Origin of the sequence: Kocuria sp. CPCC 205261, from assembly GCF_040981025.1 — a bacterium.
GTDB lineage: Bacteria > Actinomycetota > Actinomycetes > Actinomycetales > Micrococcaceae > Kocuria > Kocuria marina.
Window position 1 is genome coordinate 1 of record NZ_JAVKPU010000010.1, and the last position, 13,562, is coordinate 13,562.

Consider the following 13,562-nt stretch of genomic DNA (forward strand, 5'->3'; position numbering starts at 1 on the left):
ACTACATCGCCAGATCGCTCCTGGAGACCGGCGGGTTCAGGCCGCGACTACACCCTGGATCCTGAAGAGCCAGTTTGACCTGCCCCACCGCCTGCAAAGCTGTTCTGCGGATCAACAATCCGAGCTACCTCCCGTGTCGGGTGAATCAGGTGAATATGGCCAGCCTGTACCCTTCTCGGCAACCATTCTCCATGGGGGTACGGGAAATGTTTATTCCTGTCGGGGGGTGGGATCCGGATACTCAATGGTTGGAACACCGAAGCGGAAGGGCTGCATTAGAGGAATTAATGGTCGATTTTGCTGGGCGTACAGGCAGGGTTCCCATCAGACAGGCGAGAGCGTCCATTCCTGCGGGGGCTACCCAGTTCTCGGTGACGGGGTAACTCTTCCAGCCGCGATCGAGAGGGCGATCGGAAGATTGTTGATCAAACGGGTAAACCCTTCACGGGAAACCGAACATGTGTCGGCGAGGGGCATTTATCACGGTCAGTCCTCTTCTTCGTCCTCGGAGGACGCGTCCGAGATCTTCTCCCCCCGGCGCTCGGCCATCAACAGTTCCCACGTGCGGATGAGGCGGGGGATGGAGATGATCACCAGGCCGCCGATCATGTTCAGCGGGATGACCCACGCGAACCACACGAACCAGTCCAGGTAGGAGTAGTCCCAACCGGCGTGCATGGCCCCGAAGATCACGATGGAGTTCAGCGCCCCGTGGAGCATGCCCAGGCCCACGACCAGCAGTCCGCCGATCAGGGAGATCACCGCGGTCATCATGTCGTTGTTCGTACCCTGCTGCATGCGGGTCATGAGGGTGATGGTGGAACCGGCCAGCAGGGCAAGACACACGGTCTCCAGCCCGATCCCGTCCGCCACGTACCCCGAGGCCACCTCCACCAGGGAGTCCGTGAAGTCGGGGAATGCCGCCACGACCACCCACATGAACACCCAACCACCCACGAGGTTGGCCAGCAGGGTCACGACCCACAGCCGCACCAGGGACCACCAGGAACCGTGCCCGGCCACCACCGCGTTGATGGGGAGCAGGAAGTCCTCGGTGAACAGCTCGGAGTGGGCCAGGCGCAACGCGAGCAGCCCCACGCCGAACGCGATGCCCGCCAGCAGTTTGGAGTCGGTGACATCCATGACCGCGAGCATGGCCATGATGCCCAGGCCCACGTCGATCCCGCCGAAGAGGCCGGTGATGATCAACGCCCGCCACGTGCGGTGCAGCCGATCCGTGCCTTCCTGGACGGTGTTCTGGAACTCCTCGACCAGTTCGTCCTCGAGGGGTTGATCGGTGCGTCCCGAGGAACGCCGCTTGGACTCGCTGTCACGCGCTGTGGGCATGGGCCTCAGCGTAGGCCACGCGAGAAGCCATCACGCGATACATCTGTGTCCCGAAAAAACACGGACAGGCGCTTCCCGTGGTCTTTCCGGGGCACAGATCTACTCACTGCGTCGGAGCAGCCGCCCAGGTATGCGCAGCGAAGGCCGACGGCGTCCCTACTCACCGCGGCCCGGCTGCGGCCCAAGCGCTCAGCCCCGTCCCGTGAACTCCGGCTTGCGCTTCTGCTGGAAGGCCGCGAAGCCCTCCTTGTAGTCGTCCGTGGCGCACAGGGCCGCCTGGGCCTTGTTCTCCGCGGCCATGGACTCCCACAACCCCACGCGGTTGTCCCGCACCTGGGCCACGAGTTCCTTGGACGCCAGGTAGGACTGCGTGGCACCGCGGGCCACCTTCGACACCCGCTGCATGGTGAACTCCATGAGCTCCTCCGCCGGCACGGCTCGGGAGAACAGTCCCGCCGCCACGGCCTCAGCGCCGGTCATCATCTCGGCGGTGTAGATCAGGTCCAGGGTGCGGTGGGGGCCCAGTCGTTCGGTGAACAGGGCGTGCCCGCCCGAGTCCAGCGTGGCCCCCAGGTTGGCGAACGGGGATCCGATGGTCGCGTCCTGCGCCACGTACACCACGTCCGTGGCGATCGCGAGCCCCAGCCCCACGCCCAAGCACGCGCCCTGCACCGCGGCGAACGTGGGCGCGGGGAACCGGGACATCTGCTGCAGCAGCGGTTGCACCTTGCCGGTGAGGTAGCCGTCGGTGTCGTCACTCCCCGGGTCTACGGCGGAGATGTCCCGGCCCGCGCAGAACGCACGCCCCTCGCCACTCAGCGCGAGCGCTCGCACGCCGGCCCGCTCGGCCTCGGTGTATGCGGCGGCGAGATCGTCCAGCGCGGCCTCGTCCAGCGAGTTGAGCTTCTTGGGCGCGTCGAGCACCACGCGGGCGATCGCGTCCTCGATCGTCAGGTCGATCATGGGGTTCTCCTTGCGGTTCGGGGTTCCTGTGCGCCCCGTGGGGCGAGCGGGCAGGTACGACGACGACGCCGCGCGGTCCCGGCGCGGCGTCGTCGGCGGAGTGCATGGGACTCAGGCGTCGAAGTCCACACTCAACCGGTCGGACGTGGGGCGCGTCTGGCAGGTAAGGACGTACCCGGCGTCCAGCTCGTCCTTCTCGAGCGCGAAGTTCTCCTCCATCTCGAACTCGCCGGAGGTGACCTTGGCGCGGCACGTGCCGCACACCCCGCCGGCGCACGCGAAGGGGACGTCCGGGCGCACGCGCAGGGCGGCGTTGAGAACGGTCTCCGCGGCGGACGTGGGAGACTTCACCTGGGCGGAGGTGCCGTCCAGGGTGAAGACGATCTCGTAGTTCTCGCCCTTGGGGTCCGCCTTGACCACGCGGCCCTGCTGGCCTTGCGGTGTGGTGGGCTTGCCGGTGGTGAACAGCTCGTAGCGCACGCGGGACTCGTCCACGCCGCGCTCCTTCAGGACGTCCCGGCACAGCTGCACGAGCTCGAAGGGCCCGCACAGGAACCACTCGTCCGTGGAGTCCACCTGGACCACGTGGTCCAGCAGCTCCTCGAGCTTGTCGTGGTCGATCCGCCCGGACATCAGCGGGGAGATCCGCTGCTCGCGGGAGAGCACGTGGTGCACGGCCAGGCGGGCGGGGTACTTGTCCTTGAGGTCGCCCAGCTCCGCCGCGAACATCACGTCCATGGACGAGCGGTTGGCGTAGATGACGTCCATCGCGGCGGTGTCGGAGGCGCGCAGCAGCGCGCGGGCGATCGCCATGATGGGCGTGATCCCGGACCCGGCGGCGAACGCCACCAGGTGCACGTTGCGCTTCTTGGCCACCTCCCGCTCGGCGAGCTTCTCGGGGTCGTTCATGGAGGTGATGTTGACCTTGGAGGTGAACGCGCCCTGCGGGTTCATCACGTCGAGGGTGTCCCCGGCGGCGAGCTGCTCGTTCGCCCACGTGGAGAACACGCCGCCCATGTCTTTCTTGATGGCCACACGGATCTCACCCGGGGTGGGGTCCGCGCAGATCGAGTAGGAGCGGCGCACCTCGTGCCCGTTGATCTGCGCGCGGATGGCCACGTACTGCCCGGGCAGGTAGTTGTAGTCCGCCACGAGGTCCTCGGGGACCTCGAATGTGACCTCCACGGAGTCGGGGGTCAGCTTGCGCACCTCGGAGACCGCGAGGGTGTTGAACGTGGCGCGGCGCTTGCCGTCACCCGCGCTGGCCCCGGTGGCTTCCTCCACGGCGGAGGTGTCCGGCGTTTCGCTCATGATCAGTGCACCTTGAAGTAGTCGAAGGGTTCTTTGCAGTCGTTGCACACCCACAGGGCCTTGCAGGACGTGGACCCGAAACGGGTCATTTCGCGGGTGTCCAGGGAACTGCAGTGCGGGCACTTCACGGCCAGGCTCAGTCGCACCGGTCCGGAGTTGTGCCCGGCGGCGGTGCGCCCGGTGGGCGGGGCGATGCCGTACTCGCGCAGCTTGGCCTGGCCCGCGGTGGACATCCAGTCGGTGGTCCACGCCGGGCGCAGCACCTGCACCACGCGCACGTCCTCGTAGCCGGCGGCGGTGACCGCGGCTTCGAGATCCGCGGCCATGGTGTCCATGGCGGGGCAGCCCGAGTAGGTGGGGGTGATGACGACGACGTTCTCGTTCTCCCGCGCCACGGCGTCCCGCAGCACCCCGAGGTCCTCGAGCGTGAGCACGGGGATCTCGGGGTCGCACACCGTGGCGGCGACGTCCCACAGGGCGGCGTCGCGCGCATCGCCCGGGCGCCGGGACGGCCCCAGGGGGACCTCCCGGGGCGCCACGCCGCCCGTGGGTGGCAGCGAGCGGGGCGGAACGCGGGAGAACACGGTGCTCACCACGTGGCGCCGGGATGCTGGCGGGCGAGCCACTGCATCTCAGCGAGGATGTACCCGCGGTACTCGGAGTAGGAGCCGTCACGCGGTGCGGCGGAGAGTCGGGCCTGGGCCACGTTCGGGACATCGAGCTCGGCCTCCGCCAGCAGGGCGGTGACGCGGTCCATGGTCCGCTCGCGCAGGCTGGAGGGCCGCACGGCGATGCCCTCGAGCTCGTCGTGCAGGGGCTCGTCCGCGAACAGCTCGTCCAGGTAGGGCCACATGTAGTAGAGGCCCTCCTGGATGCGCCGCTTGGACTCCTCGGTTCCGAGGCCCAGGCGCAGCATCCACTGGGCGGCGTGGTCCTGGTGGTACTCGACCTCCTTCAGCGCCTTGTCCGCGATCGCGGCCAGGGTCTGGTCCGTGGAGGACTGCAGCGCCGAGTAGAGCTCGTACTGGTAGAAGGAGAACAGCAGCTGACGCGCGATGGTCTGACCGAAGTCCCCGTTCTCCTGCTCCACGAGGCGCACGGAGCGGAACTCCTCCTCGTTGCGGAAGTACGCGAGCTCGTCCTCGGTCTTCCCCCACGCGGAGCCCGCGTAGGTCAGCAGGAAGCGCGCGTGGCCGATGAGGTCCAGCGCGATGTTGGCGAGGGCGATGTCCTCCTCGAGTTCGGGGGCCCGGGAGATCCACCAGCCCAGGCGCTGGGACAGCATCAGGGCGTCGTCGCCGAGACGCAGAGCGTACTGGGCCACGGCTTCCGAGGCCTTGCCGCCGGTCTCCGCGATCTCCTCGGCGGTGATCGCGTCACCCGCGGACTGCTTGGTGGCGGAGTCGTGGGAGGCGAACGCGCTCACAGGTGCTTCACCCCTTCGCTCTTGGTGTAGTACGTGGCGTGGCGGTAGCTCTTGCCCTGCGCGGACTCGAAGTAGCCGCCCTTGGAGTCCGGATCCGAGGCCGTGATGGCGTCCGCGGGGACCACCCACACGCTCGTGCCCTCGTTGCGCCGGGTGTAGAGGTCACGCGCGTTGCGCACGGCCATGGTGGCGTCCGGGGCGTGCAGGGAGCCCGCGTGCACGTGAGACAGCCCGCGCGAAGAACGCACGAAGACCTCCCACAGGGGCCAGTTGCCGGTTTGGTTCTCACTCATGCTCAGGCTCCGATCAGCTCGGCGGAGCCGCGGCCCGCCATCACAGTGGTCTCGTCGATCGCCACGGCGGCCTCGGGGGACGACGCCGCTGCCTCCACCTCGGTGGCCTCGCGCGCCTGCCGCTGGGCATAGGCCTCGGCCGCCTCGCGCACCCACGCACCGTTCGCGTGGGCCTCACGACGGCGCTTCATGCGTTGGACGTTGCACGGCCCGGAGCCCTTGATCACGGACATGAATTCGTTCCAGTCCAGCTCGCCGTAGTCGTAGTGGCCGCGCTCCTCGTTCCACTTCAGGTCCGGGTCCGGCAGGGTCAGACCCAGGGCCTCGGCCTGCGGGACGATCATGTCCACGAAGCGCTGGCGCAGCTCGTCGTTGGAGAAGCGCTTGATGTTCCACTCCATGGACTGCTGCGAGTTGGGCGAATCGGCGTCCGGGGGACCGAACATCTGCAGCGCGGGGCCGTAGAAGCGGTTCACGGCCTCCTGGGCCATCTGCTTCTGCGCCTCGGTGCCGTGGGAGAGCTCGTAGAGGATCTCCCAGCCCTGGCGCTGGTGGAAGGACTCCTCCTTGCAGATGCGCACCATCGCGCGGCCGTACGGGCCGTAGGAGGCGCGGCACAGCGGCACCTGATTGCAGATCGCGGCGCCGTCTACGAGCCAGCCGATCGCGCCCATGTCCGCCCAGGTGCGGGCCGGGTAGTTGAAGATCGAGGAGTACTTGGCCTTGCCGCTCAGCAGCTGCTCGTTGAGCACGGAGCGCGGGGTGCCCAGGCTCTCCGCCGCGGAGTAGAGGTACAGCCCGTGGCCGGCCTCGTCCTGGACCTTGGCCATCAGCACGGCCTTGCGCTTGAGGCTCGGGGCGCGGGTGATCCAGTTGGCCTCCGGCTGCATGCCAATGATCTCGGAGTGCGCGTGCTGGGAGACCTGGCGGGTCAGGCTCTTCCGGTAGGCCTCCGGCATCCAGTCCCGGGGCTCCACGCGGGAGTCCTCGCTGAGGAGGTGCTCGAAGTGCTGCTGCTCGGCGGTGGGCTCCGCCTGGTCCGCAGTGGTGGTCTGCTCAGTCATGGTGGGTGTCCTCGGTTCGCGGGTGAGATGGGAGCGGAGGATGAACTCTGTACGCTGCCGACAATAATAACTGACCGCTCGTTCAGAATATAGGCCCCCGGTGTGGTCGTCAACACATTTCGGGGGGCTGTTCCGCGCTCGCGGGAGGCCTCACGGGGCTCGCGTCATGCATGGATTTTTGTTGACACGGGTCACATTTCTGCGATTACATACTGACCGATCGTTCGAATAATCTGAGGAGCGCCCGTGCCACATCATCCTGTTCTGACGGGGGACCGTGCATCCGAATGGCTCGGGATCACGGTGGAACGAGCCGACCCCGGGCACAGCGTCATCACCATGCCCGTGCGCGAGGAGATGCTCAACGGCTTCGGCGTCGTGCACGGCGGGATGATCTTCGCGCTCGCGGACTCGTGCTTCGCCATGACGTGCAACGACCCGGAACCGGACGGCACCTCCATGACCGTGGCCCAGGGCGTGGACATCAACTTCCTCAGCTCGGCCCACCCGGGCCAGACCCTCGTCGCGGAGGGTCGCCAGATCGCCACCACCGGGCGCAGCGGCCTGTGCGACATCACCGTCTCCACCCAGGACGGGGACGTCGTCGCCCAGTTCCGCGGCCGCAGCCGCACCGTGCCCCTTCGCCAGAAAGCGTGAACCCATGACGTCGTGCTCCGTGCCCAGCCCGTACCACCCCGTGGCCTCCGGGGACTCCTCCCAGCCGGATCCCGAGGAGCTGATGAGCCGGGACCAGATCGAGGCGCTGCAGACGGAGCGCCTGAACTGGACCCTGCACTACGCGTACGAGAACGTGCCCGCCTACCAGGAGCTCTTCGACGAGCACGGGGTGCACCCGGATGACTTCCGGGAGCTCGAGGACCTCGCGAAGTTCCCTTACACGGACAAGGAATTCCTGCGCAAGGCCTACCCGTTCACGTCCTTCGCCACGCCCATGTCCGAGATCCGACGCATCCACGCGTCGTCGGGCACCACCGGGCAGCCCACCGTGGTGGCCTACACGGAGGAGGACCTGCAGACGTGGGGGGCCCTCGTGGCACGCTGCTTCCGGCTCTCGGGAATGAAGCCCGGGGACAAGGTGCACAACGCGTACGGTTACGGGCTGTTCACCGGCGGGCTGGGCGCCCACTACGGTGCGGAGCGCCTGGGATGCGCCGTGATCCCGATGTCCGGAGGGCAGACGGAAAAGCAGGTGCAGCTCATCCGGGACTTCGAGCCGCAGGCCATCCTCTCCACCCCCACGTACCTGCTCACCATCGCGGACGGCTTCCGCAAGCTCGGTCTCGACCCGCGCGAGACCTCCCTGCGACACGCCGTACTCGGGGCGGAGCCGTGGACCGAGGAGATGCGCCACGAGATCGAGAAGACGTTCAACATCTCCGCGTGCGACATCTACGGCCTCTCCGAGGTCATGGGTCCCGGCGTGGCCGGCGAGTCCTGCGAGACGAAGGACGGTTCGCACATCTGGGAGGACCACTTCCGCCCGGAGGTCATCGACCCGTTCGACGACACCGTGCTGCCCACCGGCCGCCCCGGCGAACTCGTGTTTACCGCCCTGACCAAGCAGGCGCTGCCAATCATCCGCTACCGCACCCACGACCTCACCCGTCTGCTGCCGGGCACCGCGCGTCCGGGTCACCGGCGCATGGGCCGGATCACGGGGCGCTCGGACGACATGATCATCCTGCGCGGTGTGAACCTCTTTTCGTCCCAGATCGAGGAACTCGCGCTGAAGATCCCCGCGCTTTCCCCGCACTTCACGCTCGAGATCACCCGGCCCCACCGCATGGACCAGATGACCATCCACATCGAGCGCCGCGAGGAAGCCACCCTGGAGCAGGCCCAGGAGGGTGGCAAGAAGCTGCTGCACGACATCAAGACGAAGATCGGTTCGAGCGCCACGATCGACATCGCCGAGCCCGGGACCCTCGCACGTTCCTCGGGCAAGCTGCGCCGCGTCTACGACCACCGTGACAAGTGAGTTCCGGCGTTGCCGGGGCCCGCTGCGGCGGTGGAGCCCAGGTGACGAGCCGGTAGCCTGAGGTTCTCCGTTCCCGACAGCCCGACAGAAGGTCGAGGTCCCCGTCCATGCCCCCCGCGAGCACTCCCCCCGCCTCCGACGACGCCGCGGCGGCCCCCAAGCGAGGCCGTCCCGGGTACGACCGAGAGACCCTGCTGTCCGTGTGCGTGGACGTCTTCAACCGCTACGGCTACGACGCCACCTCCATGGGGACCCTCTCCAAGCACCTGGGGATCTCCAAGTCCGCGATCTACCACCACGTGGAGTCCAAGGAGGCGATTCTCGGCCAGGCCCTGGACCGTGCGCTGGACTCGCTGGAGGCGGTCTTCGAGTCCGTCCTGGCCTCGGACCACGGGCCGGTCAACAAGCTCGAGGCGATCCTCGACGGCTCGGTGCGGGTGCTCGTGGACCAGATGCCCTACGTGACCCTGCTGCTGCGCCTGCGTGGGAACTCGGAGATCGAGGAGGCCGCGCTGCAGCGTCGTCGCACCCTGACCCGCACGGTCGAGGACCTGGTGCGCGAGGCGCAGGAGCTGGGGGAGCTGCGCACGGACGTCTCCGGCAAGTCCGCACCGCGTCTGATGCTGGGCATGGTCAACTCGATCGTGGACTGGTACCAGCCCGGCCGCTCGGGCACAGTGGACCAGCTCACGGCGACCGTGGTGACGATGGTCTTCTCGGGCCTGCGGGCGTAGCCGGCGCTCCCTCCGCAGGGAGGTGTCCAGGCCCGCCTAGGGTGAGCCCATGGACATCTCCCGTTCCCGAGATCTCGACCACGCTGCGCTGATCCGCCTGTACGACGCCGTCGGGTGGCGCTCCTACACGCGGCGCCCCGAGGACTTCGGGCCCATGGTCCAGAACGCGTGGCTGGTCATCTCCGCGTGGGATGCGGGGGAGCTCGTGGGAATGGCCCGGGTCGTCGGCGACGGTGTGACGGTGGCGTACATCCAGGACCTGCTGGTGGACCCGGACCACCAGCGGCGGGGCATCGGTCGTGCGCTGCTCACCGAGGTGCTGGACGAGACGTCCCACATCCGCCAGGTCTACATCACCACCGACGATCCCCTCTGGAACCGCCATGTGGTGAAGCTCTACCGCTCCCTGGGATTCCGCCCCACCTCGGACCTGGGCTGCACCACGCTCGCCATCATGCGGTGAGCCGATGCGCTTGAGCAGCCCGTCGTCGAGGTTGAGTTTTCAGTCCTCGGTGCCGTCCTGCTCCAAGATGTAGCTGCTGAATCCGGGCGCTGTGAAAGCCAGCAAACCCCTGGCGGGCGAATCGAGAATCCCTTTGTCCATGAGAGAACGCCGGGCCATGCTGATGGCCGTGGTCGGCTTTCCCATGGCGGCTGCCACGTCGGCCCTGCGCGGTGCGGGGCTGGACTGCAGTGCGATGGCGCGCAGCAGTTCGCGTTCCGCAGGCGTAGCTTTACCCCATCTGGTGCGGTAGAACACATCCAGCTGTTCGAGCACCTCATCCTCGGACGCCTCCACCGCACCCAGCGTGATCGTCCCGCCAGGGTCGGGAAAACCCGCCGATTCCCATGCGGCGTGTGCCCACAGCTGGAGGAAGTGGGGGTAGCCGTGAGCTTTCTCCAGGACGGCCTCCACTGCTTGGTACTGCCAGGAGACACCGAACTTGATGGCGGGTTCGGACAGCGCGTTGTACGCGGCTTCCCGGCTCAGGTCCTTCAAGCGGACGAACTCGAAGCGTTCTCCGAACGTGGCGGCATCCGTGACCACATCCGACGTGTGACCCAATCCGGCCGCTACGAGGGTGGCTGGCAGGGGGCTTTCATCCCGGGAACGAAGATGCTGCCATGCATAGGCCAGCGCTTTCAGTGCCGTGTGATCCGCTGCCTGGAGCTCATCGATGAAGATCGCCAGGCCCCCGCCGTGCCGGTGCAGTGAGTGCGCAGTGGCGGCGATCAGGGCTTCAAGGGCCTGTCCCGGGGCCTCGGCCGTGGAGCGTCCCTGACCGGGAGAGGTTGTGGCCCCCAGACCTGCGACACTCACGGAGAGTTCCAGGTTCCGGATCAGGGATGCGATCTCCTGCGCGGCCGCGGAGTGCCACGCGCGGGTCAGCTTCTCGAGTTCTGCGGACAGGACGGGCAGAAGGTCGGCATCGCCAGCGGTGATCCAGACCGGGGTCAGTCCTCGTTCGCGTGCAGCTCGTTGGCCATACCGCAGCAAAGACGTTTTGCCGACCCCTCGGCTCCCTACGTACACGCGTGGCCGAGCAATGAATGCTTTTTCGTCCGCTACATGCTGCATCTGAACGCGTAGTCGAACCATGTGTGTTTCTCGCCCGGGAAGGAATGCGGTGACCTCGCCAGGGGTGTACGGGGAGCGCTGCATGGATACTCCTTTATAAAAACCGCTGAACTATAAAGAAGTATATAGAGGCTTCTGGCCAACGTGCCCGGTCAGTACAGCTGGGATGCCGGGCCCGGGTTCTGCAGCTGCTTCTTGAAACCGACGTGGGACGAGCGGTAGCCCAGACGCTCGTAGAAACGGTGGGCATCAGGCCGCGAGGTGTCGGTGGTCAGCTGCAGCAGTGAACAGCCCGAGTCGAGCGCAACGGTCTCCGCCCAGGCGAACATTCGTTCCCCCAGCCCCTGACCGCGAAGGGTGGAGGACACCCGAACAGACTCTATCTGCAGGCGGCGTGTGCCCCCGCGAGACAGGCCCGGGATCACCGTGAGCTGCATGGTGCCCACCACATCGCCCGCGTCGTTCCGGACGGCGGTCAGGAACTGGTGCGGATCGGCGGCGATCTCCTGGAAGGCGCGCTCGTAGGCACCCATGTCCCCGCCTTCCCGAGTGCTCCCCAGCGGATCGTCCGCCAGCAGGCGCACGATTGCGGGGAGGTCCTCCGGACGTACCCGGATGGGGCGGTACCGGGACCCGTCCAGCAGTGTCCAGGTGGTGTCCGTCACATGGATCGTCACGCCACGTCCTGGTCTGCCCCGCTGTCCGCCACCGGCCACCGCTTGGCCACCAGCGTCAGGACGTCGTAGGTGGCCACGATCTCGTCCTTCTGGTTGGTCAGGCGGGCATCCCAGGCGACTTCGCCGTACTCGTCCGTGACGCGCGGGGTGATCTTCTTGGCGGTCAGGGTGACCCGGATGGCGTCGTCATACGTCACGGGGGTGATGAACCGCAGGTTCTCCAGCCCGTAGTTGGCGAGTACTGGCCCGGGGGCGGGCTCCACGAAGAGCCCCGCGGCCCACGAGACCAGCAGGTAGCCGTGGGCCACCCGCCGGGGGAAGAACGGGTTGGCCATGGCGGCTTCCTCGTCCGTGTGGGCGTAGAACGTGTCCCCGGTCTTCTCCGCGAACTCCAGGATGTCCTCGAGTGAGACCGTGCGCAGGTCCGAGACGAACTGGTCCCCGATCCGCAGGGTCTGCAGCGACTTCCGGAAGGGGTGCTCCCCGGTGCCGTTCTCCACGTCCTCGCGGGTCACGGTGTTGGCGGTCGCGCCCCAGTGCCACTTGCCAGTGATCCCGGTCAGCAGGTCCGGGGAGCCCTGGACGGCGGTGCGCTGCATGTAGTGCTTGACCGCGCGCACGCCACCGAGTTCCTCCCCACCACCGGCGCGGCCGGGGCCGCCGTGGACCAGGTGGGGAACGGGGGAGCCGTGACCGGTGGAGGTTTTAGCGTCGTCGCGATCCAGGAAGAGCACGCGACCGTGGTACGCACCGATTCCGGAGGCGAACTGCGCCGCGAGCTCGGGGGAGTGAGTGCACACAGTCGCCACGAGCGAGCCGCCGCCCAGCGCGGCGATCTCCACGGCGTCCGCGATGTCCCCCGAGTAGCCCAGCACCGAGGTGACCGGGCCGAACGCCTCGAGCTCGTGGACGGCGGGGGTGCGGGCGTTGTCGAACGAGAGCACCGTGACGGGGAAGAAGGCGCCCTGGTCCGGCAGGGACGCGAGTTCCTCGGGACCGCCGAGTTCCACGGTGGCGCCGGCGTCGATCAGGGTGCGCACGGAGCGCAGCACCTCGAAGTGCTGGTCGTCGGACGCGAGCGGGCCCACCGTGGTGGCGGAATCGCGCGGGTTGCCGACGACGGCGCGCTGCGCCACCCGCTCCCGCAGCGCGCCGATCACGGCGGGTTTGAGCGACTGCGGAACGATGACCCGACGGATCGCGGTGCACTTCTGCCCGGCCTTGGCGGTGATCTCCAGGACCACGGACTTCACGAACGCCTCGAACTCGGGGGAGTCCTCGGTGACGTCCGGGGCCATGATCGCGGCGTTGAGCGAATCGGTCTCCGCCGTGAAACGCACGCCCTTCTCCTGCACGTTGGTGTGGGCGCGCAGCGACTGGGCGGTGGCGGCCGAGCCGGTGAAGGCCACGTGGTCGCGGGCGTCCAGGTGGTCCAGCAGATCGCGCGCGGCGCCGGAGATCAGCTGCAGGGAACCCTCCGGCAGCAGCCCGGAGTCCAGCATGAGCCGCACGCACGCCTCGGTCACGTACCCGGTGGGGGTCGCGGGTTTCACGATGGTGGGCACCCCGGCGATGAATGCGGGCGCAAACTTCTCGAGCATGCCCCACACGGGGAAGTTGAACGCGTTAATCTGCACGGCCACACCGGACAGCCGGGTGTAGATGTGCTCACCCAGGAACGAGCCGTCCCGCGAGAGCTGTTCCACCGCGCCGTCCACGATCACGTTGGCGTTGGGCAGTTCGCGCCGTCCCTTGGACGAGAACGTGAAGAGGGTCCCGATCCCACCGTCGATGTCGATCAGGTGGTCCTTGGCCGTGGCCCCGGTCGCGTAGGAGATCTCGTACAGCTCCTCCTTGTGCTCGCCCAGGTATTGCGCGAGCTGCTTGAGGATCAGGGCGCGGTCGTGGATGCGCAGTTGCCCCAGTGCGGCCTGGCCCACGGTGCGTCCGTGGTCCACGGCGCCCGCGGTGTCGATCCCGTCCGTGCTCACCCGGGCCACGAGCTCCCCGGTGGTGGCATTGCGCACGTCCGCGATCTTCTGCGGGTCCTCCGGCCGCCACCACTTCCCGGCGACGAAGCTGGGCAGGATCTGCGGTTCCTGGGTCTCGGATGCCTGGGTCTGGGTGTTCACGCGGGGTCCTCCGGACTGTCGCGGCCATCAGCCGAAC

At 67.7% G+C, this 13,562-nt stretch carries 14 protein-coding genes; 4 read left to right on the top strand and 10 right to left on the bottom strand.

The annotated features are described in order from the left end of the window. Positions 1-486: 486 nt before the first annotated feature. The 7 genes from RF646_RS10360 to paaA form a co-directional block, all read right to left on the bottom strand. Positions 487-1,347, bottom strand: a complete 861-nt coding sequence (locus RF646_RS10360; protein WP_368835920.1) for a formate/nitrite transporter family protein — start codon at positions 1,345-1,347, stop codon at positions 487-489. A gap of 189 nt (positions 1,348-1,536) precedes the next feature. Beyond that, entirely contained in the window at positions 1,537-2,310 is a 774-nt protein-coding gene (locus RF646_RS10365) for an enoyl-CoA hydratase/isomerase family protein (protein ID WP_167317980.1), read from the bottom strand. Between the two features lie 111 nt (positions 2,311-2,421). After that, positions 2,422-3,621, bottom strand: a complete 1,200-nt coding sequence (paaE, locus tag RF646_RS10370; protein WP_270449873.1) for a 1,2-phenylacetyl-CoA epoxidase subunit PaaE — start codon at positions 3,619-3,621, stop codon at positions 2,422-2,424. A 2-nt stretch (positions 3,622-3,623) separates the two neighbouring features. Continuing rightward, on the bottom strand, positions 3,624-4,139 hold the full coding sequence (paaD, locus tag RF646_RS10375; protein WP_131333843.1) for a 1,2-phenylacetyl-CoA epoxidase subunit PaaD: 516 nt from the start codon (positions 4,137-4,139) through the stop codon (positions 3,624-3,626). Between the two features lie 71 nt (positions 4,140-4,210). Then, on the bottom strand, positions 4,211-5,047 hold the full coding sequence (gene paaC / locus RF646_RS10380; RefSeq protein WP_131332189.1) for a 1,2-phenylacetyl-CoA epoxidase subunit PaaC: 837 nt from the start codon (positions 5,045-5,047) through the stop codon (positions 4,211-4,213). After that, positions 5,044-5,340 carry a 1,2-phenylacetyl-CoA epoxidase subunit PaaB gene (gene paaB, locus RF646_RS10385; protein WP_055082364.1) on the bottom strand — a complete coding sequence of 99 codons (297 nt, stop codon included), beginning with the start codon at positions 5,338-5,340 and terminating at the stop codon, positions 5,044-5,046. Before paaB ends, paaC begins: the two co-directional genes overlap by 4 nt. A 2-nt stretch (positions 5,341-5,342) precedes the next feature. After that, positions 5,343-6,404, bottom strand: a complete 1,062-nt coding sequence (paaA, locus tag RF646_RS10390) for a 1,2-phenylacetyl-CoA epoxidase subunit PaaA (RefSeq protein WP_368835921.1) — start codon at positions 6,402-6,404, stop codon at positions 5,343-5,345. 246 nt (positions 6,405-6,650) lie between these two features. Here paaA and RF646_RS10395 point away from each other — a divergent pair, with 246 nt between their 5' ends. The 4 genes from RF646_RS10395 to RF646_RS10410 all read left to right on the top strand — a co-directional run bounded on the left by RF646_RS10395 (position 6,651) and on the right by RF646_RS10410 (position 9,600). Next, complete coding sequence (locus RF646_RS10395; RefSeq protein WP_368835922.1) at positions 6,651-7,061, top strand: PaaI family thioesterase; 411 nt, start codon at positions 6,651-6,653, stop codon at positions 7,059-7,061. A gap of 4 nt (positions 7,062-7,065) precedes the next feature. Then, on the top strand, positions 7,066-8,403 hold the full coding sequence (locus tag RF646_RS10400) for an AMP-binding protein (RefSeq protein ID WP_368835923.1): 1,338 nt from the start codon (positions 7,066-7,068) through the stop codon (positions 8,401-8,403). Between the two features lie 107 nt (positions 8,404-8,510). Continuing rightward, complete coding sequence (locus RF646_RS10405) at positions 8,511-9,137, top strand: TetR/AcrR family transcriptional regulator (RefSeq protein ID WP_064846497.1); 627 nt, start codon at positions 8,511-8,513, stop codon at positions 9,135-9,137. Positions 9,138-9,186: 49 nt separating this feature from the next. Next, entirely contained in the window at positions 9,187-9,600 is a 414-nt protein-coding gene (locus RF646_RS10410; RefSeq protein WP_064846498.1) for a GNAT family N-acetyltransferase, read from the top strand. Between the two features lie 39 nt (positions 9,601-9,639). Here RF646_RS10410 and RF646_RS10415 read toward each other — a convergent pair whose 3' ends face one another. The 3 genes from RF646_RS10415 to paaZ form a co-directional block, all read right to left on the bottom strand. Further along, complete coding sequence (locus RF646_RS10415; RefSeq protein WP_144997047.1) at positions 9,640-10,800, bottom strand: ATP-binding protein; 1,161 nt, start codon at positions 10,798-10,800, stop codon at positions 9,640-9,642. A 68-nt stretch (positions 10,801-10,868) separates the two neighbouring features. Then, a complete protein-coding gene (locus RF646_RS10420; protein ID WP_082943322.1) occupies positions 10,869-11,393 on the bottom strand; it encodes a GNAT family N-acetyltransferase in 525 nt (174 codons plus the stop codon). Further along, entirely contained in the window at positions 11,390-13,525 is a 2,136-nt protein-coding gene (gene paaZ / locus RF646_RS10425) for a phenylacetic acid degradation bifunctional protein PaaZ (RefSeq protein ID WP_368835924.1), read from the bottom strand. The genes RF646_RS10420 and paaZ overlap by 4 nt, the downstream gene beginning before the upstream one ends. Positions 13,526-13,562: the final 37 nt, after the last annotated feature.

Excerpts from the sequence above, each read along its gene's own strand:
- RF646_RS10415 (WP_144997047.1), bottom strand. The coding sequence starts at position 10,800 with ATGCAGCGCTCCCCGTACACCCCTGGCGAGGTCACCGCATTCCTTCCC.
- paaA (WP_368835921.1), bottom strand. The coding sequence starts at position 6,404 with ATGACTGAGCAGACCACCACTGCGGACCAGGCGGAGCCCACCGCCGAG.
- RF646_RS10365 (WP_167317980.1), bottom strand. The coding sequence starts at position 2,310 with ATGATCGACCTGACGATCGAGGACGCGATCGCCCGCGTGGTGCTCGAC.
- RF646_RS10360 (WP_368835920.1), bottom strand. The coding sequence starts at position 1,347 with ATGCCCACAGCGCGTGACAGCGAGTCCAAGCGGCGTTCCTCGGGACGC.
- paaB (WP_055082364.1), bottom strand. The coding sequence starts at position 5,340 with ATGAGTGAGAACCAAACCGGCAACTGGCCCCTGTGGGAGGTCTTCGTG.
- RF646_RS10410 (WP_064846498.1), top strand. The coding sequence starts at position 9,187 with ATGGACATCTCCCGTTCCCGAGATCTCGACCACGCTGCGCTGATCCGC.
- RF646_RS10400 (WP_368835923.1), top strand. The coding sequence starts at position 7,066 with ATGACGTCGTGCTCCGTGCCCAGCCCGTACCACCCCGTGGCCTCCGGG.
- RF646_RS10405 (WP_064846497.1), top strand. The coding sequence starts at position 8,511 with ATGCCCCCCGCGAGCACTCCCCCCGCCTCCGACGACGCCGCGGCGGCC.
- paaE (WP_270449873.1), bottom strand. The coding sequence starts at position 3,621 with ATGAGCGAAACGCCGGACACCTCCGCCGTGGAGGAAGCCACCGGGGCC.